Genomic DNA, 19,068 nt, shown 5'->3' on the forward strand with positions numbered 1-19,068 from the left:
GTCCAACGGCGATACAGTTCAAAACGCAATGAGAAAAATTGGATTTCATGGAGGTCATTCGATCTATGAACTCGGACCTGCTCCGGATGTGGCACTGTTCTTTGGTTGCTTGAAGACCTACGCAGAAAATGACCACCTGGAACAGGACTGGAGTCTCCTCACAGATCGGCTGTATCGCCGCTATCTTCGGCGAGAGGAGCTTGACGAGACGTTGGTGCTGATGGAACAGGTGCGGCAGATTTTTGCGCAGGTTCCTGCCAAATCGGGCGTCGAGTGGGATTCGAAGATGATAGGTGATCCCCAAAAGAGCTGGTTAGATCCTTATCAGCCGACCTTGGCGGAAGTATTCAGCAGATTCTTCGAGAATTTCGCGAAAGCATGTGATTCGGAAAAATCTTTTGTCGAAGTCTTTAATATTTATCAACCAGTGAGGGTGGTCATCTCCGACCTACCAGGATTCGCTCGTGATAAGAGTAAGCCTCTGGAAGATTACGACGCCCTAGAAGGCGAGCCGTTCTGGCTACGGTAACTGCAAGACATAGCGCCTAATCGCACCGCACGCGGATGCGTGGAAATCTTCCTCACGACCTACGGCAAGGCAAGGTGCTGAGCCGGCAGGACATGTTGGACCGTGGCCTGTTGACCGGCCAGTTCCAGCCTAGGTTTGGTGGTCAAGAGAGCCTTGTCAACCAAGCGCAGAGCCAAATTAACCAGTCCAATGGGTTGTTGCAGAGCCTGCTGCTGCCACGGCTATGCAGCACCTATTCGAACGCAACGGTGTGAATGGCATCAAAATCGTCATTCAGCCACTACAGTAAAGGATACGACGAAAGTGGAATCTTTTTGCTCCGCAGCGTATTGGGGCGCACGGCAAGAGAGTGTGGAATCCTGCGCGGCCAGAACCCAGAGGCCTCTGGCCGCGATTGAGATCGTATCACCCGACTTTAGTTGTTGGCGAAAGAGAGGGCGAAGCAAGAAAGATGCACTGGCTTCTGAGCGCATCACGGCAGATTCGCTGGAAGCGTTTGTGTCCTTGCTTTCAAAGGGAGGAAATCGGAGGGATATCGGCGGCGACGTTATTGATGAGCTTGGATATTCCATGTCGGCTTGGAATGGAGGAGATAAAGAGAATGTTTCTGGCCTATCAATCAAATGTGGCCTGTATTCTTGCGTAGGTGGCTGCCGAATGCTGTGATACTTGATCTTCCACAACGATTCGATGGTGGTTCGAATGAGAAAGTCTGCAATCTCTTGCGCGCATTTGCCGAAGCTTGGGAGTCAGATTGGGCAATTGTCACATCGCAGTCCGCGCGGGCTCGGCGGACCGAGCATGGTCCATACCTGGATCGTGCACTGTACATCAGTACCACCACGCCAGCGCCGTCCGATCTTCCTGTTGCGGCCACCCAGCACGTGCTGCTCGGCGGCACCTTATACATCGCATAGTTCGAGTAATACAGCAAGTGTCCCTGGCCGTGCGGAACATGAAGACTGAACGCACTGCGCGCGAATGTGCAGAGATCGTTCTGGCTGCTCTTCGTCAGAGCAAGGCGTTAGGTCGTCAGAGTATTTCGGTACGGGGTTGCCGATCGCTCGCGACGCCGACCGTGTTTTCTTTCGCTCGAGTTCAGCAGTTGGTACATCAGGGGCACAGGCGAGATGGACAGTAGATGTGATCAACACCCCTTCGATACAATCCGTGGTGCTTACGATCGTGCATGGAAATAAAGTTCCAATAGGAGTGTGATGATGCTGTCCAATGCTCAGTATGAGTTCATCGCGGAGGGATGCGAGGATATGGAGCTAGATTCCATCTGGGATTATTTTTCGTCTCCGTTCGGGAGCAAATTTTTGCCGAACCGTTTGCAGTCATTTGAAGAAAGGCGCGATGGATTTCTTTGGGTTTTGAATAGGTTACTTTCTGAAAAACGTATAATTTTGGTGGATCTGACGACGCATGCTTGTCTTCGGTGCAGCGCTGAAGCGCAACTTTATTTGTTTCGGAAAGCATTCCCATCGAATGACGCGGAAATGGACGGAGGGCTGTGGTTCTTCTCACCAGCCTGTCCTGGCGGTGCATCTTGGCAACGGTAGCATACCCACATCCCAGGCGCGCTTTCATGAGACGATGCACGCTAGTCGAATCATTTCTTGCTGCCGCATACTGGGGCACTTGAAAAGAAGGCATGGAGTCTTGTGCCACGAGAGTTCAGCGCTTCTTGAGTGAAGTTGCGACTTTGTCGCCTGACTTCACTGGTTGGCGAAAAAGGAGAGATTCCCGAAAGTAGGTACTTAGTGCTGATCGGCTTGCGGGAAGCTCCCTTGATCACTGGTTGCCCTGCTGCCGAAAGGAAGGCATAGGAAAGACGTTGGTGGCGACGTCATTGAGGAACTGGGGTACTCCGTATCCGCCTGGAACGGAGGAACCAGCGAGCCGGTCTCTTTCGTGTCCATTTCATGCGGCATGTATTCCCCAAGTAGCTGGCTTGTCCAATGCTGTGGTGTTGCATTTGCCGAAACGATTTGAGATTGACTCGAACGATCAAGTGTGTCGTCTTCTTGGCGCATTTGTAGAAGCGTGGGAGCCGCGGTGAGCAATTTAGATATCCAAGGCAACTGAGTCGCCACAAGCCAGCTTCGCCTGCGTCACGTTCTAGAGAAGCGTATCCGTCCTGGCTCCTTGTTGATCAAATCCATTTTCCGTTGTTTGAGCGGGTGCAAAGGCATCCGCCGGGTCTTCATTACTCCGATGTCTTTCAAACCGCTGCACATTGCAACTGCTGCATCACTCGCGATGGGTCTTTCGAGTATCCCGTCGCATGTGATGGCTCAGGTTCCACCCAGCCCAGGACAGGCCGCCGCGCTGTCTAATGCCGAACAAGATCAACGCACTCGCCAGCAGCAGGAAGCGCGCGAGCGCGTAGCGCTCGTGCAAAAGCCGACGGTCCGAGCCGAAGCGATTGCCCGCTCGGAGTTTCCTGAGTTGCCGACGGAGACGCCGTGCTTCCGCATCAGCCAGTTCTTGCTCGAAGTCCCACGGGACCTGCCCACAGATCTCCAGGCGCGCGGTGCGTCGGCGCTGCCGATGGACCCGTTTGCGTTTGCGCTGCAATGGCTCAATCACTATCAGGGCGAATGTGTCGGCCAGCAGGGCGTGGAGATGCTGGTCAAGGGTCTATCGCAGACGATCCTGTCGAGGGGTTATGTCACCACGCGGGTACTGGTGCCTCAGCAGGACCTGTCCTCCGGTGTGCTCAAACTGGCGTTGATTCCGGGGGTGATCGGAGAAATTCGCTTTGCGGAGCCGGATATCTGGGGCACGTGGAAGACCGCGTTCCCGACCTCCCGGGGTGAGCTGCTGAACCTGCGCGATCTTGAGCAGGGACTCGAGCAGATGAAGCGCGTGGTGAGCCAGGACGTCGATATGCGGATCGTGCCCACCTCTGTGCCGGGCCGCAGCGATGTCGTGATCGCGGTGAAACGCAACAAGCCCTGGACGCTGGTGGCCTCGGTCGATAACTCGGGCTCGCGTTCCACCGGAAAGTGGCAGGGCAATCTCAGCGTCGGTATCGACAACCCCCTGGGCCTGAACGACATGTTCAACATCGGCTACAACCAGGATCTGATGTTCAGCAACAAGGCGCACGGCACGCGGGGCTGGAATGGTTTCTATTCTGTGCCGTGGGGGTACTGGACGGCCACGCTGTCCGCCTATAGCAGCAATTACTTTCAGCAGATTGCCGGCGTCAATACGACGTTCGTTTCCAGCGGGCAATCAGAGACCGTCGACCTGAAGCTGCATCGCGTGCTGAGCCGGGGCCAGAACGATGTGTTCGGCATGCAGGTGCGCCTGACGCGTCGTTTCGGAAAGAGCTTCATCGAGGATACGGAGATCCCGCAGCAGCACCGGAACAACACGATGCTGGAATTTGGCTTCACGGATCGCCATTACTTCGGCCAGTCGCAGCTCGACGCCACGCTGGCATTCCGCCAGGGCATCGGCGCATTCGGTGCACAATCCGATGCGCTGGCCGCCGACGATGGTCCGACGTGGCGCTTCCGCATGATGGTGCTCGATGCCAACCTGTCCGTGCCGTTCAAGGTGGCCGACCAGCCGTTCCGGTATGTGACCACGCTACGCGGCCAGTTCACCAATGACCGACTCTATTACATCGACGACTTGACCATCGGCAGTCGCTATACCGTGCGTGGCTTCGATGGCGAAAACCAGCTCGCGGGCGAACGCGGGTTCTACTGGCGCAACGAACTGCAGGCGCCGCTCGGTGGAAGCGGGCAAGCATTCTATGTCGGGTTGGACTACGGAAGGGTGCACGGACCTTCCACGCAGGGCCTGGTTGGCACGCAACTGGCAGGCGCGGTCATCGGCATGCGGGGCGCTATCGGAACGCGGAAACTCGGAGGGGCTTCGTATGACGTGTTCTTGGGCACGCCCGTGTACAAGCCTGCTGCTTTCCATACAGCGGGTGTCACGGCTGGCGTCCAACTGACGTACCAATATTGAGTTGGACAATGGAGGCGCACGAACCAGGAGAGAACGGCGGAACGCGAGAGAGAGAACGGGTCCGGCTGCTCGCCAAGCAGCCGTCCGGAGCAAGCAGATCGCTTTGTCCGGGTCCGAGCGCGACGACTGCTTCCTGCCTCCAGGCACCCGTTGGCGCAGCCGTGCGGCCAGACTATCCGCCAGCTTCCCGGAGCGCCTCCCTGCTTCATCCTGTCTCCAGCCCGGCATGCCGTTCTCCGCAAAGGTGATTTTCCCGACGAGCGCTTCTGGCGAAGGGCGCGGATTCTTATAGTGGCTACCAGACGCTGGCGATGGCCGGCGGACTGTCCGGGGATGCCGGTTGTCGTTTCCCCGGCCCTTTTTTGGGAGCTACTCATGTTGGACCGTACCGCAACTTCTACCTTGAACCTCGACGCGCCGGCGACTACCGAAGACGCCCGGTATTTCGAATACACGTCCTCGGCCAACCCGATCGGCGCGAAGCTCATTTCGCGCGTGCCCTACCGCTCGTTCCCGGCGTCGCTGTATGACGGCGGGCCGACCCGCGTCGTGCCGCTCGACCTCGCGGCCGAGCTCGGCTGCGAGGGCCCAGCGACGGGCCCCGGTCTCTGCGCGAACTTCGTGCGGGTGCTGGCGGGCGAGAAGGTTTCGCTTGAGCCGAATGCAACGTCGCTCGTCTTCTATGTCGTCGACGGCTCCGGCATCGCGTCGCAAGACAGCACGGGCCTGCGCTTTTCCAAAGGCGACTTCTTTACCTTTCCGGGCGGACAACGCGTGGAACTGGCCGCCGATTCGACGGCGCGTCTTTACTACGTCAACGACGCGCCGCTGCTCGCCTATCTTGGCGCGAGCGCGACCGTGCGGCGCTTCGTCCCGACCCTCTATCCGGCCACCCGTGCCGAGGAAGAGTTGCGCAAGGTGTTGAAGGCGCCGGGCGCCGGCCAGCGCAACCGCGTGAGCATCCTGCTCGGCAACGCCAACTTCCCGCAGACGCGCACCGTGACCCATACGATATGGGCGATGTTCGGCGTGGTCGCGCCGAAGACGATGCAGAAGCCGCACCGCCACCAGTCGATCGCGCTGGACTTCATCTCGGAATGCCAGCCGGGCTGCTATACGCTGGTGGGCACGGAACTGGACGACCACGGCAATATCCGCAACCCGCAGCGGGTGGACTGGGAGCCCGGCATGGTGTTCGTCACGCCGCCGGGATACTGGCATGCGCACTTCAACGAGTCGTCCGAGAACGGCTACGTGATCCCCATCCAGGATGCCGGGCTGCAGACGTACCTGCGCGCGCTCGATATTCGATTCGCGCATTGATGCGCCGCCGGGCCAGCGCCGCCCGGCCGGGCGCGCGGCCCGGCGCGCAGCGACGCGCCACCAGCGACAGGCGCGGGCCTGCCGCGCGGCAAGCCCGCATCGTGCATCGGTCCCGCGGGAGCGGGCTGGCTAGCTGCCGCCCCGGCCGTTCGGCGGGGCGTGTTCGTCTTCGTCCTTCAAGCGCTCGGCGAAGAAGTCCACGAAAGCACGCACCTTGGAGGAAACCACCTTCTTGGGCGGATAGACCGCCCAGATCGCCGGCGCGGGCTGGCCTGCTCCGGCCTGCCAGCCGGGGAGCAGGTGAACGAGCTCGCCGCGGGCGAGCTCCGTGCCGATACTCCATGCGGGCAGGAGCGCGACGCCGCACCCGGCTACCGCCAGGGCAATCAGGGCGTCGGTGTCGTCGGCCCTGACCTGGCCGCCGACCGGAACCGCGCATTCCCTGGGTGTCTTGCCATCGGCACGGGCGAGAGTCCACTTGTCGTCGTGGGCGCGGGAAAAGCGCAGCGCCGTGTGCCGGGTCAGGTCGCCGGGTTCCGAAGGCTCGCCATGCGCGGCGATGTATGCCGGGCTCGCGCAGACGATGCGCCGGTGCGAAGCGAGCCGCCGCGCGACCAGCCGGGAATCGGGCAGCACGCCGATTCTCAATGCGAGATCGATCTCTTCGTCGATAAGATTGATGACGTCATCCGTGAAGACGAGATCGACGCTGATGCGGGGATACTGCCCGATGAAGGCGGGCAGATGTCTGACCACGTGCTTGCGGCCGAACGACGTGGGCACGGTGACGCGCAGCATGCCTTGCGGCGAGGCGTTCAGGGACGACGCCATGCTGCGGGCTTCTTCCATCGCTTCCATCGCCACCATCGCGCGCTCGCGGAACACGCGCCCGCCCTCGGTCAGCACCAGGCCGCGCGTGGAGCGATTGAACAGGGCAATGCCGAGATCCGCCTCGAGCTCGGACACGTACCGGGAGACGGTCGATGTCTTCAGCGACATCTGCTGCGCGGTCTTGCTGAAGCTCTGGAGATCGCCGGCGAGGAGAAAGGCGCGGACGGCCGAGAAGTAATCCATGAGTCGGGGGCGGTGGTATCGGGCGCTGGTATCGGGGGCTTGTATCGGGCGCATCACGTGGCCCAATGTTACCCGCATCCGCTCGCCTCGGGCCCGTCGGAATTCCTCCAGTCGGTTGCTGCGGCGCCGCCAGTTTCGCATTTGGACTGGTTCCCGCGGCGTTCCATTAGAATCACAGGCGCCGACTACATCGCGACGCGAATCACGCAACATGAACAAGAGGCTTACCAGTATCGACATCGCTCGCCTGGCCGGTGTGTCCCAGACCACCGTGTCCCGCGTGCTGCAGGATCTGCCGTCGGTAAAGCCCGCGACGAAGGCGCGCGTCCTGAAGGTGATCCAGGACCACGAATATTCGCCGAGCGCGGCCGCGCGGCAGATGAAGACGCGCCGCAGCGGCACCGTCGCGGTGGTGGTCGCCAGCCTGTCGAATCCGCTGTACCCGCTGCTCCTGCAGCTCCTGGTCGAGCGGCTCGCCAGCCGGGATTTTCGCACCACCGTCTGGGAGGTTGACGGAAAGATGGACGATGCGACCGTGCGCGCGCTTGCGGAAAGCGCGACGGACGGCGTGATCTTCGCCGCCGCGCTGGACGAATCCCGGGAGATGCTGAGCCGCGTCGCCGCCGAGAAGCCGATCATCCTGATCAACCGCTCGGTGGGGACGGACCTCTTCGACACCATCGTCAGCGACAACTATGCCGGCGGCCGGCGGGTCGCCGAGTACTTCCTGTCGGCGGGCCGGAGGTGCATCGGGCTGATTTCCGCCGATTCGGGCCGGGGCTCCAAGGCGAGCACGATTCGCGAGCGGGAGAGGGGGTTCATCGAGGGGTTGGGCGGCCAGTTCAACAGCCGCGCTTTCGTGCGTGCCGATGCCACCGACTTCGGCTACGAGTATGGACTGCGGGCGATGCAGACATTGCTCGCCGAGCGCCCCGAGCTTGATGCCGTGTTCTGCACCAACGACATCGTGGCGATCGGTGTCCTCGATGCTGCCAGGCGAACCGGGAAGCAGGTCCCCGACGATCTCTGGATCGTCGGATATGACGACATCCCGATGGCGCGATGGGATTGCATCAGCCTGAGCACCGTGCAGCAGCCGCTGCCCGCGATGGTCGAGCAGGTGGTGGAGCGGCTAGAGCAGCGCATGGCGGCACCGGAGCTTCCGCCGCACACGTTTGTGCTGCCGAACGACCTTGTGCTGCGTCGCACAACATCTTGAGGTTGGCAACCGCTTTTTTTCCTATAAAATGACTACGTAACCATATGGGTTAAGGGCGCGATCGAACCAGCATCGCCTGGGATCGCGTATTTCTTTGGAGATAAAATGACTACGTATTCATTTGGCGTGGTATCCGAGCCAGCCCGGTCCACGCCAGTGTTCCGCACCGCCGATGTCTGCGTGGTGGGCGGCGGTGCCGCCGGCGTGGCGGCCGCCGTCTCGGCGGCACGCGCGGGCGCCAGGGTGCTGCTGCTCGAGCGCGAGGGCTTCCTGGGCGGCACGCTGACATCGGTCAGCCTGGGCAGCATCTGCGGCCTGTACGCCGTCACCGAAACGCAGGTCCGGCAGATCGTGGGCGGCTTCTGCAACGAAGTCATCGAGCGGCTGCGGGGGCTCGACGGCCTCGGGGCGCCGACCCGGTGGCTGGAGACGGCATCGCTGCCCTACGACCTGTTCGCCATGAAGATCGCCCTCGACCAGCTTGTCCAGGAGGCAAAGGTCGAGGTGCTGTTTCACGCGATGGTGGCCGGCGTGGCGATGAACGGCCGCGAGGTCGATGCCGTGCTGATCGAGACCAAGGAAGGGCGCCTGGCCATCCGCGCAAAGGCGTTCGTCGACTGCTCGGGAGACGCCGACCTGGTGAACTTCGCGGGCGCGCCGTGCGAAGTATCGGCGGGCGATCTCCAGTTTCCGACCACCATGATGCGGTTCGGCGGGGTGGACACCGATGCGCTGGCCGGCTTGAGCCGCCCCGCGCTGCGCGAGCGGCTGGAACAGGCCGTCGCCGACGGCTATGACCTGCCCCGCACCGCCGGCGGGGTGTTCGCGGAGCGTCCCGGGCTCGCGCACCTGAACATCACGAAAGTGGCGGTGGACGGCAAGTCGCCCGATCCGTTCGATCTGAGCGTCATGTCGCGCGCGGAAATCGCCGGGCGGGAACAGGCCTGCACCTACCTGAAGGCATTCCGCAAGTACGTGCCCGGATTCGAGTCCGCCTTTGTCATGGATACGGGCGCGGTCATCGGCATCCGGGAAAGCCGGCGCACCGTCGGCAGCTATGTCCTCACCGACCGGGACGTGCTGGAGGGCGCGCGCTTTGACGACGCCATCGCCTGCTGCGCGTGGCCGATGGAGGATCACGCCGCCGGCCGGGCCACCAAGTGGATCTGGCTGCCGCCCGGCACGTATTTCCAGATTCCCTTGCGCTCGCTGCTGCTGGAAGGCTTCGACAACCTGATGGTGGCGGGCCGGTGCGCGTCGGCCACCCACGGCGCGCAGGCCTCGATCCGCGTGACCGCGCAATGCTTCGCGATGGGCGAGGCGGCCGGACATACCGCCGCGGCTGCCGCGGCGCGCGGCACCAGCGTCCATCGCGTGCCGGTATCCGATATCCAGCAGGTGCTGGAAAACAATGGTGCCTTCCTTGGAGCCCCGCAATGACTTCCCCGAAATACCGTAGCAATTTCGACCCGGGCACCACCCGATGGGCGCTGCGCAAGGCCCAGTGGCAGGCGCTGGGCCTGAGCGACGCGGACCTGGACAAGCCGAAGATCGCGGTGGTCAACACGTCCTCGGAGCTGTCGAGCTGCTTCAGCCATCTCGACGGCGTGTCCGCGCAGGTCAAGGCGGCAATCCGCGCGGCGGGGGGCGTGCCCTTCGAGATCCGCACGGCCGCGCCCAGCGACTTCATCACCAGCGCGGGCAAGCAGGGGCGCTACATCCTGCCGTCGCGCGACCTGATCGTCAACGACATCGAAGTGCAGGTCGAGGGCGCGCAACTCGACGGCATGGTCTGCCTGGCGTCCTGCGACAAGACCACGCCGGGGCAGATGATGGCGGCGGCGCGGCTCGACATACCGACGCTCATGGTGATCTGCGGCTACCAGGCCAGCGGCCAGTACAAGGGCGAGCATGTCGACATCGAAGACGTCTTCGAGAAGGTGGGCATGCACGTGACGGGCCAGCTTTCCTTCGAGGACCTGGACGGGATGTGCAAGCGCGCCGTGCGCAGCCCCGGGGTGTGCGCCGGTCTCGGCACGGCGAATTCGATGCACATCGTCTGCGAGGCCCTGGGCCTGACGCTGCCGGGCGCCAGCCCGGTGCTGGCGAACTCACCCGCGATGGTCGACCAGGCCCGGGCAGCCGGCGCGCGCATCGTCGAGATGGTCAATGAGGGGCTGACCCCGCGCAGCATCCTGACTCCGGCGGCGTTCCGCAACGCCGTGCGGGTCGCGCTGGCGCTGTCGACGTCGATCAATGTGCTGCGCCACCTGCAGGGCGTCGCGGAAGAGGCCGGAACGGAGGTCGATCTCTACGAGCTGTTCGATCGCCTCGGGCGCGAAGTCCCGCTGCTGGCGACGGTCAAGCCCAATGGCCCGCACCGCACCGAGGCGCTCGAAGCGGCGGGCGGCACGCTGGCGACGATCAAGCGGCTGGCGCCGATGATCGAGCAGACCTGCCTGACGGTCTCGGGCAAGACGTGGCAAGCGATTCTCGATGCGTACGAGGCGCCGTCGCCGTCCATTCTCCGGACGCTGGACGATCCGGTCTCGACCAAGCCGTCGCTGGTCATCCTCAAGGGCTCGCTGGCGCCGGAGGGCAGCATTCTCAAACTTGGCAATGCCGGCGAGAAGGCGGAGAGCTTCCGCGGCAAGGCCGTGGTCTTCCACTCGCAGGAAGAAGCGCTTGCCGCCCTGGCCGATGGCCGGATCACGGCCGGAACCGTGGCGTGCCTGCGCGGCATGGGGCCCATCGGCGGCCCGGGCGTGGCCCTGGCCTCGTCGTTCGTCGCCGCTGTCGAAGGCGCCGGCTTCAACGGCAAGGTCGCGGTAGTGACCGATGGGCAGTTGTCGGGCCTGAACCGGGGCGTCGCCGTGGGACAGGTCTGCCCCGAGGCCGCCGCGGGCGGTCCGCTGGCGCTGGTCAAGGACGGCGACGACATCGAGATCGACATTCCCGGCCGGCAGATCAACCTGCTGGTCGACGAGAGCGAGATGGCCGCGCGCCGCGCCGTGGCGACGCCGATTCTGGGCGCCGCCGAGCAGGGCTGGCTGAACATCTACAGCAAGACGGTCAAGCCGCTCGCAAGAGGCGCAGTACTGATACCCATCCAACCTCGATAATCAAAACCTGGAGGAGACACCCATGAAAACACGAATCCACATTTCCTGGCGCCTGGCGATCGGCGCGGCAGTCCTGGTCTCGGGCGCGGCGGCGGCGGCCTATCCGGACAAGCCCGTGCGCATTGTCGTGCCATACCCCCCGGGCGGGGCATCCGATACCACCGCGCGTGTCCTGAGCGAAAAGCTGAAGGATGTCACGGGCGGCACATTCGTCGTGGAAAACCGGCCGGGCGCCAACGGCAACATCGCGGCGGAGTTCGTCGCCAAGTCGCCCGCCGACGGCTACACGCTCCTGATGGCGAACGTCGGCCCCAACGCCATCAGCCAGACGATCTATCCGCGCCTCAACTACGACGTCAACAAGAGCTTCGCGCCCATCGGCCAGACCACCACCGTGCCCATCGTGCTGGTGGCCGGACCCAAGGTTCAGGCGGCGGACATCAGCGGGCTGGTGGCGGAGGTCAGGGCGAATCCGGGCAAATACACGTTCGCTTCCGCCGGCAACGGCTCCTCCAACCACCTCGTCGGCGAGATGTTCAAGTCCGGGCTGAAGCTGGACATGATGCACGTGCCCTACAAGGGCGATGGTCCGGCGATGACGGATGTCATGGCCGGGCAGGTGTCCATGATGTTCACCACCGCCGTCGCCGCGCGCCCGTTCGTGACGGGCGGCAAGCTCAAGCTGATCGCGGTGGCGAGCAAGAAGCGCGTGCCGGCGTTCCCGAACGCGCCAACCATCGACGAATCGGTGCTGAAGGGCTTCGACGCATCCTCGTGGGGCGGTCTCGTCGCGCCCGCCGGCACCTCGCCGGAGATCGTCAGGCAGCTGAACGCGGCCCTGACCAAGGTGCTCGCCATGCCGGAGGTGAAGAGCAAGCTGGCGACACTCGGCGCGGAAGTGGTGGCGACCAGGCCGGAGGAGTTTGCCGGCTACATCAGGAGCGAAACGGACAAATGGGGCGCCGTCGCCAGGTCGGCGAATGTCGTGGCTGAATAAGGTCTCTCCACCTTGCACCGTTGAGGCAGGCTTCGGCCTGCCTTTTTTGTCGGGGTTGGCGGCGACGGGCGGCGTTCTTCCTGTTCCCGGACGCCGGTATTGCGCATTCTTCTGAGCGACCCTATACTTAGCCTTATGGATAAGTATTTACCGCCGATCAGCGAGGTCTTCCAGGCACTGTCGGATCCGACACGTATCGCCATCGTTTGCGCGCTGGTCGGCGGTGCGCAAACCGTTTCCGCATTGGCAGCGCCTTTCGACATGGCGCTGCCGTCCTTCATGAAGCACCTGACAGTGCTTGAACGCAGCGGCCTTATCCATACGCAGAAGGCCGGCCGCACGCGCACCTGCGAGCTAAGGCCGGAGACACTTTCGATGGCCGAAAAGTGGATAGCGGAACAAAGGGCCATGTGGGAAGCCAGATCGGATCGCATGGTCCGGTTCGTTGAACGACTTCATCAAGCGGAGCAAAAGAAATGACCCAGAACGTAGCCGATAGCGCTGATTCCCGTGATCTCGTCATCACCCGCGTCCTGCGCGCCCCCCGCGCCGCGTTGTGGCGCGCATGGTCGGAGCCCGAGTTGTTGAAAGAATGGTGGTGTCCGAGACCTTGGCAGACTGAGGTTGTCGCCTTCGACCTGCGGCCGGGCGGTGCCTTTCATACCTTCATGACGGGTCCGGACGGGGGTAGCAGCGACAACCCGGGCAGCTTTCTCGAAGTTGTTCCGCAATCGCGCCTGGTCTTCACCTCGCTGCTTACCGCGGGCTGGCGTCCGACCAGGCCCATGCTGGGCTTCACGGCGGTGATCACGATGGAAGACGAAGGCGAGGGAAGCCGCTATACCGCCCGCGTAATGCACCAGGACGAAGAGGGCCGCGCCACGCACGAACAGTATGGCTTCTTCGACGGCTGGAACAGCGCCATCACGCAGCTTGACGAATTCGCGTACTCGCTTCGTTGAGTGCTTTCCGCTACCGAAGGCGCGGCAGCCCGTGGCGAGCCCGGGGAGATCGCGCGCCGCCCGCCAGACTATGCCCGGCCGATGCCTGTCACGTCGCCAGCGATTGTTCCGCGATCGACCTGACATCGATGCGCTTCGGAATGATGTTCCAGGCGGACGCCGCGTCGGACACCTTCTGCAGCGTGGCCACGTCATCGTCGGTAAAGCGGCGGATGTTGATGAACGACCGGTTCGTGATGAGCTTGGCCGCTTCCGGCGGCACGCGCGTCAGCTCGCCGTAGATGCGTGTGTAGGCTTCCGCGTTGTTCTTCGCCCAGGCGCCGGCTTGCTGCAGGCGGCGAAGGTACTCAGCCAGCGCGGCGCGCTTGGCCGGGTCGGCCAGCGACGTCTGCGGCGCGGTGACGAAGAACAGCCCGCTGTTGATCCGGCTGCCGTCGCGCAGGATGCGGCCGCCGCGCTGCTGCGCCACGCCGAAATACGGGTCGAAGGTGCCCCACACTTCGATCTGCCGCGACGCGAACGCGGCCGCCGCATCGGTCGGCAGCACAAAGCGGACCTGGACGTCGTCGGGTTTCAGGCCGGCCTCCGCCAGCGCGCCATACAACTGGTATTGCGCCACGCTGCCACGCGCGGACGAAATCACCACGGTCTTGCCCTTCAGGTCGGCGACCGACCGGATTTTGGAGTCGTCCTGCACCAGCAGGCCCAGCGACGATGCCTGCCCGCCCAGCGTGGTCACGATCTTGAAGGTGGGGTCGCCGACCGATGCGGCGAGGATCGGCAGGTCGCCGCCCCAGGCAACGTCCACCGCGCTCGCGCGCTGCGCCTCGAACAACGGCGCCGCGCCCTGGAAGCTGGCCCAGCGATACTTGAAGCCCGCGTCCTTGAGTACGCCGGACGCCTCCACCAGGCCACGCAGCAACCCGGCCTGATCGCCGAGCACAAGCGTGGTGTCGGCGCTGGCGGCGCGCGAAGGCAGGCTGACGCCCAGGCCAGCCGCGGCGGCCGTGGCAAGCGCCGGCGTGGCGATGAGGAATTTGCGGCGGGACAGCGAAACGTGACGACTCATGACTTACCTCTTTGGAATGGTTGAGAGACGGGGGATTCGATAAAAATGCGCGGCTGGCCGCTCCCTCACTGGTTGTCCCACCATTGAGGTCCGATCGGTGATGCGTCGCGCGACGCCGATGTGTCAGCGCACGCGGTATTTCTCGACGATGGCCGGATCCGGATCGAGGCCAAGGCCCGGGCCTGTCGGCACCTGGATATTGCCGGCCACCGGATTGGCGCGGCCGCCGTAGAGGTCTTCGTCGAAGTCGCAGTACAGCCGCTCCACGACCGGCGTGGACCGGGTTGCCGCATTGATGTGGAACGTCGCCACCTGCCCCGGCCCGAACAACGCGCAGTGCGGCACGAAATCGACGCCGGCGGCTTCGCACAGCGCGCGGATTCTCAGCAGCTCCGTCACGCCGCCCGTCTTGGCCACGTCGGGCTGCGCGATGTCGATGGCGCCGGCGGCAATCATCGCGGCAATATCGAACAGGCTGCCCTGATTCTCGCCGGCGGCGATCGGAAACGGCCCCGCGGCCCGCACCTGCGCCAGGCCGCTGTAGTTCTCCGGCGGCCACACCGGCTCCTCGAACCAGATCAGGTCGACATCCGACAGCGACTTCGCCTGGCGGATGGCTTCGGAGACCGGCCACGGGCAATTGGTGTCGAGCATGAAGCGCGCACGTCCCGCGCCCAGGTTCACGGCAAAGCGGATCAGGCCGGGATCGATCTCGTGCAGCTTGATATACCGGTAGCCGCGCCCGATCGCCTGCTCGATGGCATCGCCGAGATGCGTTTCGTCGGCGTAGCGCAGCAGGCTTGCATATGCCGGCAAGGTGTCGGCGAACGCGCCGCCGATCAGGTCCACCAGCGGGCGGTTCACGGACTTTCCCAGGATGTCCCATAGCGCGATATCCACGGCCGAGATGCCGTTCATGACGCCGCTCACCCGCCCGAAGTTGTGCAGGTTGAATTCGAGATCGTGCTTGATCCGGCCGATGGCCGACGCCTCCTTGCCGATGACGAGCGGCAGGATCTTCGTGCGGATGGTCTCCGCCAGCGCCCGGTCCTTGTTGCGCGAGAACGCCTCGCCCCAGCCGACGATGCCGGTGTCCGTCTCGATGCGGACCAGCAGCGTGTCGAAGCAGTTTTCCGCCTTGTCTCCCCAGCTCCACGGGGGAATGCCGATGGGCTGGAACGGGATCGAAACGAGGATGGCGTCGGCGTTGACGATTTTCATGATGAAGAGGGTGAGGGGGAAGGCAAGGGATGCGGTTACAGGGCGGACGCGGGCGCGCTGGCCAGCATGTCGGCGATCATCGCGCCGGCGATGCGGCTATGGTCGCGTGCGGCGCCTTCCGCGTCGGCGGCGTGGCCGGCCAGGATCGCGTCCTTCATCGCATCGTGGTCATGCACGATGTCGCGGAAGCGCCCCCGGATGCGGTTGGCGGTGGCCACGTAGATCTTGATGTGCTGCTGCACGAGCTGATACTGGTCGACCAGCCTGGGATTGCCCGACTCCAGCACGATCTGCGTATGAAAGGCGTGGTCGGACGCACTCATCCGCTGCATGACGCCTTCGGTCGCGGCGGCCTGCATCGCCTCGTATTGCATGGCGATGCGCGCCAGGCTGGCCGGATCCGCGCGCTGCGCCACCGTGGCGGCCGCGACCCCCTCCAGCGCGCCGCGCAGCATGTAGAGGTCGAGCGCATCCTGCGCGGTAGGCATAAAGATCCGCCAGCCTTTGTACTGCTGCTGGACCACCAGCCCCTCCAGTTCGAGCAGCCTCAGCGCGGTGCGCGCCGTGCTCCGCGAGATGCCCAGCATGGTGCCGAGCGCCGTCTCATTGACCGCCCGGCCGGGATGCAGCGCGCCGTCGATGATGGCTTGCCGGATGGCGGTGGCGCCCTGGACGTCGAGAGAGACACGGCCGGGCAAGGGCGGTACGAGGAGAGTGGAATCGGAAGGCATCGGACAAGCGAAAGCGTCGTTTTCCGAGAGTGTTAACACTTAACACTTCGGCGTCCAAGACTCATTTCGTCGTTCGATAGCCACCGGATGCATATGGAGGCGGAGCGTTCCTGCATCCCGGCAGGGCCGGATCCCGCCGCGCCGGATGCCTGGTGAGCCGCGTTCCCTCATTGCCATCGAGGGCGCCTGGCCCGATGCCTGGCGGGCCAACCGCTACGTGCAGGGAGAAGCTGGCGACAGCGCGAAGCCGGCCTGAATGCTCTACGCCCGCCGCGCTCGGTGTTCTGCTTTCCACATCCCAGCCGTAAGACACCGCCGCGCATCCGCGGCGGATTTTCCCCACGGGCGCCTGTTTGCCTGTCTCAGGCTGACATGACCACCTTCGCCACCATGCCGATGGCAATCAGCCCTGCCACCACGGCAAAGCCTTGCTGAAGCCTGGCGCCGCTCAGCCGGCTCGCGACCAGCCGGCCGCCCAGCATGGCCAGCACGGCGCCCGCGGCGAACGGCATGCCCACCTGCCAGTTCATGTGCCCGGCAATGGCGGTCGAAACCACGCCTGATGCGGATACCAAGGTGATGACTGCGAGCGATGTCGCCATGATGGTGTGCAGCGGCGCATTGGTGGCTTTCTTCAACGCGGGAACGATGACAAATCCGCCGCCCACGCCCAGCAAGCCGGAGAGAAACCCCGCGCTCACCCCCGAGAGCGCGAGTGCGCGGCTGCACGAGGCGGTCCAGACAAAGCGCCCCGAGCGGTTGTCCAGTTGGCAGGGCTGGGCGGACTGGCCTGCGTCCGCCACGCGCGCCGTCCCGCTGCCGGCGGCCTGCCTGAACATGCGCAATGCCACGAACGCCAGCACCGCGGCGAAGAGCAGCGTCAACGGTCCGTTCGGCAGGCGATGCGCGAACCATAGGCCGACGGGCGAGAACAGCGTGCCGGACACGGCCATCAGCAAGGCGGCGCGGTAGCGCACAATGCCGGCGCGCAGTCCGAGCAAGGCCCCGACGGCTGCGGACAGGCCCACCGCGAGCAAGGCAACCGGCGCGGCCTGGGCCACGCTCAGATGCAGGACGAAAAGCAGCAGAGGGACGGCGAGAATGGCGCCGCCCGCGCCGGTAAGCGCCAGGATGAGGCCGACGACGGCACCTAGTGCCGCACTGTTGGCAACGACGTTTTCCATCTGTTCAAGGTCGGGATCGAGGGGGACGGGATCGGGGACACGATCGGGGACACGATCGGGGACACGATCGGGGACACGATCGGGGCCGGGAGACTACACGAAGCGCGCGGCAAGGCAGCCGGCCAGCGCCGCCGCGCTCGCCCAGGCGGAGAGCAGCCAGCGTCCCGCCGGGTGCGCCGGGACAAAGCCGACACCGCGCACCAGTGCCGCGCTCATGGCCCAGCACAGCAGGGCCGCGGCAAGATGCGTGCGGCCGGGACTCGCCGAAATCAGCGCGCGGGGATCGACGCTGACGACCAGCATGACGGCGACGCCCGCCAGCAATGCCGGCCAGTGCATGCCGGGCCGCTGCGCTTTCGCCCGCGGGCTCATACGTGCTCTTCCCGGCTGGCGCGGCGCGCCTCCTCGTTCTCGCCCCACATGGCGTTCATGATGGCGAGCAGGACAGCAAAGCCCACGCCGAGAACCCAGCTGAAGTACCACATTCGCAAACTCCGTTGATGTCAGTAGGCGCTATGCTCGTTGGCTTTGACGTATTCCACGGTGACCTTGCCGCGCATGACGCGATAAGCCCAGGACGTGTATCCGATCACCAGCGGCATGAACAGGACGGTCGCGCCCAGCATGATCGTCAGCGTCAGCTGGCTGGACACGCTGTCCCAGACCGTCAGGCTGTGGGCCGGCACGCTGCTGGATGGCATGACGAACGGGAACATGCTCGCCCCCGCCGTGCCGATCACGCCGGTCATGCTCAGGCCGGTGGCCACGAACGCGGCCAGCGTGCGCCGCGCGCGCTGGAGCCAGGCGCCGGCCAGCGCGCCCGCCACGCCTAGCAAGGGCAGCAGCCACAGCGCGGGCACGCGCGCATAGTTGGCCAGCCAGCCGCCGGCCTCGCGCACGACGGCCTTGGCGGTCGGATCCGCGACGGCGGCCGTATCGAGCGCCGAGACGATCCGGTATCCGTCTAGCTTGCCGACCCACAGCCCCGCGGCGACAAAGGCCACGCACATGACCAGGGCCGCCCAGCCGTTGGCGCGCACCGCGCGCGCCTGCAGCCGTCCCTGCGTGCGGTGGGCAAGGTACGCGGCGCCGTGCATGGTGATCATGGCGCTGCTGACCAAGCCGGCGAGCAGGGCGAAGGGGTTGAGCAGGCCCCAGAAGCTGCCCGTGTAGGTGGAGACCATGTACGCGTCGAAATGGAACGGCACGCCCAGCAGCAGGTTGCCGAACGCCACGCCGAAGATCAGCGGTGGCACGGCGCCGCCGATGAACAGGCCCCAGTCCCATGTGCGGCGCCAGCGCGGATCATGGATCTTGCTGCGATAGTCGAAGCCGACCGGGCGGAAGAACAATGCCCACAGCACGGCAAGCATGGCCCAGTAGAAACCGCTGAACGCCGTGGCATAGACCAGCGGCCAGGCCGCGAAGATGGCGCCCCCCCCGGTGATGAACCAGACCTGGTTGCCGTCCCAGTGCGGGCCGACCGTGTTGATGACGACGCGCCGTTCTTCGTCGCCGTGGCCGACGAAGGGCAGCAGCGTGCCGACGCCCATGTCGTGCCCGTCCATGACGGCGAAGCCGACGAGCAGCACGCCGACGAGGAGCCACCAGACCAGCTTCAGGGTGGTGTAGTCGAACATCCGG

At 64.4% G+C, this 19,068-nt stretch carries 19 protein-coding genes; 11 read left to right on the top strand and 8 right to left on the bottom strand.

Annotated elements, in window-relative coordinates; translation table 11 throughout:
- Window positions 1-28 precede the first annotated feature (28 nt).
- The 5 genes from ACWTPI_RS23395 to ACWTPI_RS23415 all read left to right on the top strand — a co-directional run bounded on the left by ACWTPI_RS23395 (window position 29) and on the right by ACWTPI_RS23415 (window position 5,845).
- Window positions 29-529 carry a hypothetical protein gene (locus tag ACWTPI_RS23395; protein ID WP_454732868.1) on the top strand — a complete coding sequence of 167 codons (501 nt, stop codon included), beginning with the start codon at window positions 29-31 and terminating at the stop codon, window positions 527-529.
- 189 nt (window positions 530-718) lie between these two features.
- Window positions 719-1,195 (top strand): Imm52 family immunity protein, encoded by a 477-nt coding sequence (locus ACWTPI_RS23400; RefSeq protein WP_454734002.1) that lies wholly within the window; start codon window positions 719-721, stop codon window positions 1,193-1,195.
- Window positions 1,196-1,746: 551 nt separating this feature from the next.
- The gene (locus ACWTPI_RS23405) at window positions 1,747-2,094 is read left to right on the top strand and encodes a DUF596 domain-containing protein (protein WP_454732869.1); all 348 of its coding nucleotides are present in this window, start codon (window positions 1,747-1,749) and stop codon (window positions 2,092-2,094) included.
- Between the two features lie 730 nt (window positions 2,095-2,824).
- On the top strand, window positions 2,825-4,522 hold the full coding sequence (locus tag ACWTPI_RS23410; RefSeq protein WP_454734003.1) for a ShlB/FhaC/HecB family hemolysin secretion/activation protein: 1,698 nt from the start codon (window positions 2,825-2,827) through the stop codon (window positions 4,520-4,522).
- Between the two features lie 375 nt (window positions 4,523-4,897).
- Window positions 4,898-5,845, top strand: a complete 948-nt coding sequence (locus ACWTPI_RS23415) for a cupin (protein ID WP_454732870.1) — start codon at window positions 4,898-4,900, stop codon at window positions 5,843-5,845.
- A gap of 129 nt (window positions 5,846-5,974) precedes the next feature.
- Here ACWTPI_RS23415 and ACWTPI_RS23420 read toward each other — a convergent pair whose 3' ends face one another.
- On the bottom strand, window positions 5,975-6,919 hold the full coding sequence (locus tag ACWTPI_RS23420; RefSeq protein ID WP_454732871.1) for a LysR substrate-binding domain-containing protein: 945 nt from the start codon (window positions 6,917-6,919) through the stop codon (window positions 5,975-5,977).
- A 211-nt stretch (window positions 6,920-7,130) separates the two neighbouring features.
- Here ACWTPI_RS23420 and ACWTPI_RS23425 point away from each other — a divergent pair, with 211 nt between their 5' ends.
- The 6 genes from ACWTPI_RS23425 to ACWTPI_RS23450 all read left to right on the top strand — a co-directional run bounded on the left by ACWTPI_RS23425 (window position 7,131) and on the right by ACWTPI_RS23450 (window position 13,219).
- Window positions 7,131-8,138, top strand: coding sequence for a LacI family DNA-binding transcriptional regulator (locus ACWTPI_RS23425; RefSeq protein WP_454732872.1), 1,008 nt, complete (start codon window positions 7,131-7,133; stop codon window positions 8,136-8,138).
- Between the two features lie 105 nt (window positions 8,139-8,243).
- Window positions 8,244-9,578, top strand: a complete 1,335-nt coding sequence (locus ACWTPI_RS23430) for an FAD-dependent oxidoreductase (RefSeq protein ID WP_454732873.1) — start codon at window positions 8,244-8,246, stop codon at window positions 9,576-9,578.
- Complete coding sequence (gene ilvD / locus ACWTPI_RS23435; RefSeq protein WP_454732874.1) at window positions 9,575-11,260, top strand: dihydroxy-acid dehydratase; 1,686 nt, start codon at window positions 9,575-9,577, stop codon at window positions 11,258-11,260. Before ACWTPI_RS23430 ends, ilvD begins: the two co-directional genes overlap by 4 nt.
- A gap of 22 nt (window positions 11,261-11,282) precedes the next feature.
- Entirely contained in the window at window positions 11,283-12,257 is a 975-nt protein-coding gene (locus ACWTPI_RS23440) for a Bug family tripartite tricarboxylate transporter substrate binding protein (RefSeq protein ID WP_020200655.1), read from the top strand.
- Between the two features lie 135 nt (window positions 12,258-12,392).
- Window positions 12,393-12,737 (top strand): ArsR/SmtB family transcription factor, encoded by a 345-nt coding sequence (locus ACWTPI_RS23445; RefSeq protein ID WP_020200654.1) that lies wholly within the window; start codon window positions 12,393-12,395, stop codon window positions 12,735-12,737.
- A complete protein-coding gene (locus ACWTPI_RS23450; protein WP_454732875.1) occupies window positions 12,734-13,219 on the top strand; it encodes an SRPBCC family protein in 486 nt (161 codons plus the stop codon). Before ACWTPI_RS23445 ends, ACWTPI_RS23450 begins: the two co-directional genes overlap by 4 nt.
- An 88-nt stretch (window positions 13,220-13,307) precedes the next feature.
- Here the strand turns inward: ACWTPI_RS23450 and ACWTPI_RS23455 are convergent, their stop codons facing one another.
- The 7 genes from ACWTPI_RS23455 to cydB form a co-directional block, all read right to left on the bottom strand.
- The gene (locus ACWTPI_RS23455; protein WP_059413648.1) at window positions 13,308-14,288 is read right to left on the bottom strand and encodes an ABC transporter substrate-binding protein; all 981 of its coding nucleotides are present in this window, start codon (window positions 14,286-14,288) and stop codon (window positions 13,308-13,310) included.
- 123 nt (window positions 14,289-14,411) lie between these two features.
- Window positions 14,412-15,509, bottom strand: a complete 1,098-nt coding sequence (locus ACWTPI_RS23460; RefSeq protein WP_454732876.1) for a mandelate racemase/muconate lactonizing enzyme family protein — start codon at window positions 15,507-15,509, stop codon at window positions 14,412-14,414.
- 35 nt (window positions 15,510-15,544) lie between these two features.
- Entirely contained in the window at window positions 15,545-16,240 is a 696-nt protein-coding gene (locus tag ACWTPI_RS23465) for a GntR family transcriptional regulator (RefSeq protein ID WP_082079826.1), read from the bottom strand.
- A gap of 362 nt (window positions 16,241-16,602) precedes the next feature.
- Window positions 16,603-17,424 (bottom strand): sulfite exporter TauE/SafE family protein, encoded by an 822-nt coding sequence (locus ACWTPI_RS23470; RefSeq protein ID WP_454732877.1) that lies wholly within the window; start codon window positions 17,422-17,424, stop codon window positions 16,603-16,605.
- Between the two features lie 93 nt (window positions 17,425-17,517).
- Window positions 17,518-17,763 carry a cyd operon YbgE family protein gene (locus ACWTPI_RS23475; protein WP_020423624.1) on the bottom strand — a complete coding sequence of 82 codons (246 nt, stop codon included), beginning with the start codon at window positions 17,761-17,763 and terminating at the stop codon, window positions 17,518-17,520.
- 29 nt (window positions 17,764-17,792) lie between these two features.
- The gene (gene cydX, locus ACWTPI_RS23480; RefSeq protein ID WP_454732878.1) at window positions 17,793-17,909 is read right to left on the bottom strand and encodes a cytochrome bd-I oxidase subunit CydX; all 117 of its coding nucleotides are present in this window, start codon (window positions 17,907-17,909) and stop codon (window positions 17,793-17,795) included.
- An 18-nt stretch (window positions 17,910-17,927) separates the two neighbouring features.
- Entirely contained in the window at window positions 17,928-19,064 is a 1,137-nt protein-coding gene (cydB, locus tag ACWTPI_RS23485; RefSeq protein ID WP_454732879.1) for a cytochrome d ubiquinol oxidase subunit II, read from the bottom strand.
- Window positions 19,065-19,068 lie beyond the last annotated feature (4 nt).

It is taken from the genome of Cupriavidus ulmosensis (genome assembly GCF_977008105.1).

Excerpts from the sequence above, each read along its gene's own strand:
- ACWTPI_RS23395 (WP_454732868.1), top strand. The coding sequence starts at position 29 with ATGAGAAAAATTGGATTTCATGGAGGTCATTCGATCTATGAACTCGGA.
- ACWTPI_RS23400 (WP_454734002.1), top strand. The coding sequence starts at position 719 with ATGGGTTGTTGCAGAGCCTGCTGCTGCCACGGCTATGCAGCACCTATT.
- ACWTPI_RS23405 (WP_454732869.1), top strand. The coding sequence starts at position 1,747 with ATGATGCTGTCCAATGCTCAGTATGAGTTCATCGCGGAGGGATGCGAG.
- ACWTPI_RS23410 (WP_454734003.1), top strand. The coding sequence starts at position 2,825 with ATGGCTCAGGTTCCACCCAGCCCAGGACAGGCCGCCGCGCTGTCTAAT.
- ACWTPI_RS23415 (WP_454732870.1), top strand. The coding sequence starts at position 4,898 with ATGTTGGACCGTACCGCAACTTCTACCTTGAACCTCGACGCGCCGGCG.
- ACWTPI_RS23420 (WP_454732871.1), bottom strand. The coding sequence starts at position 6,919 with ATGGATTACTTCTCGGCCGTCCGCGCCTTTCTCCTCGCCGGCGATCTC.
- ACWTPI_RS23425 (WP_454732872.1), top strand. The coding sequence starts at position 7,131 with ATGAACAAGAGGCTTACCAGTATCGACATCGCTCGCCTGGCCGGTGTG.
- ACWTPI_RS23430 (WP_454732873.1), top strand. The coding sequence starts at position 8,244 with ATGACTACGTATTCATTTGGCGTGGTATCCGAGCCAGCCCGGTCCACG.
- ilvD (WP_454732874.1), top strand. The coding sequence starts at position 9,575 with ATGACTTCCCCGAAATACCGTAGCAATTTCGACCCGGGCACCACCCGA.
- ACWTPI_RS23440 (WP_020200655.1), top strand. The coding sequence starts at position 11,283 with ATGAAAACACGAATCCACATTTCCTGGCGCCTGGCGATCGGCGCGGCA.
- ACWTPI_RS23445 (WP_020200654.1), top strand. The coding sequence starts at position 12,393 with ATGGATAAGTATTTACCGCCGATCAGCGAGGTCTTCCAGGCACTGTCG.
- ACWTPI_RS23450 (WP_454732875.1), top strand. The coding sequence starts at position 12,734 with ATGACCCAGAACGTAGCCGATAGCGCTGATTCCCGTGATCTCGTCATC.
- ACWTPI_RS23455 (WP_059413648.1), bottom strand. The coding sequence starts at position 14,288 with ATGAGTCGTCACGTTTCGCTGTCCCGCCGCAAATTCCTCATCGCCACG.
- ACWTPI_RS23460 (WP_454732876.1), bottom strand. The coding sequence starts at position 15,509 with ATGAAAATCGTCAACGCCGACGCCATCCTCGTTTCGATCCCGTTCCAG.
- ACWTPI_RS23465 (WP_082079826.1), bottom strand. The coding sequence starts at position 16,240 with ATGCCTTCCGATTCCACTCTCCTCGTACCGCCCTTGCCCGGCCGTGTC.
- ACWTPI_RS23470 (WP_454732877.1), bottom strand. The coding sequence starts at position 17,424 with ATGGAAAACGTCGTTGCCAACAGTGCGGCACTAGGTGCCGTCGTCGGC.
- ACWTPI_RS23475 (WP_020423624.1), bottom strand. The coding sequence starts at position 17,763 with ATGCACTGGCCGGCATTGCTGGCGGGCGTCGCCGTCATGCTGGTCGTC.
- cydX (WP_454732878.1), bottom strand. The coding sequence starts at position 17,909 with ATGTGGTACTTCAGCTGGGTTCTCGGCGTGGGCTTTGCTGTCCTGCTC.
- cydB (WP_454732879.1), bottom strand. The coding sequence starts at position 19,064 with ATGTTCGACTACACCACCCTGAAGCTGGTCTGGTGGCTCCTCGTCGGC.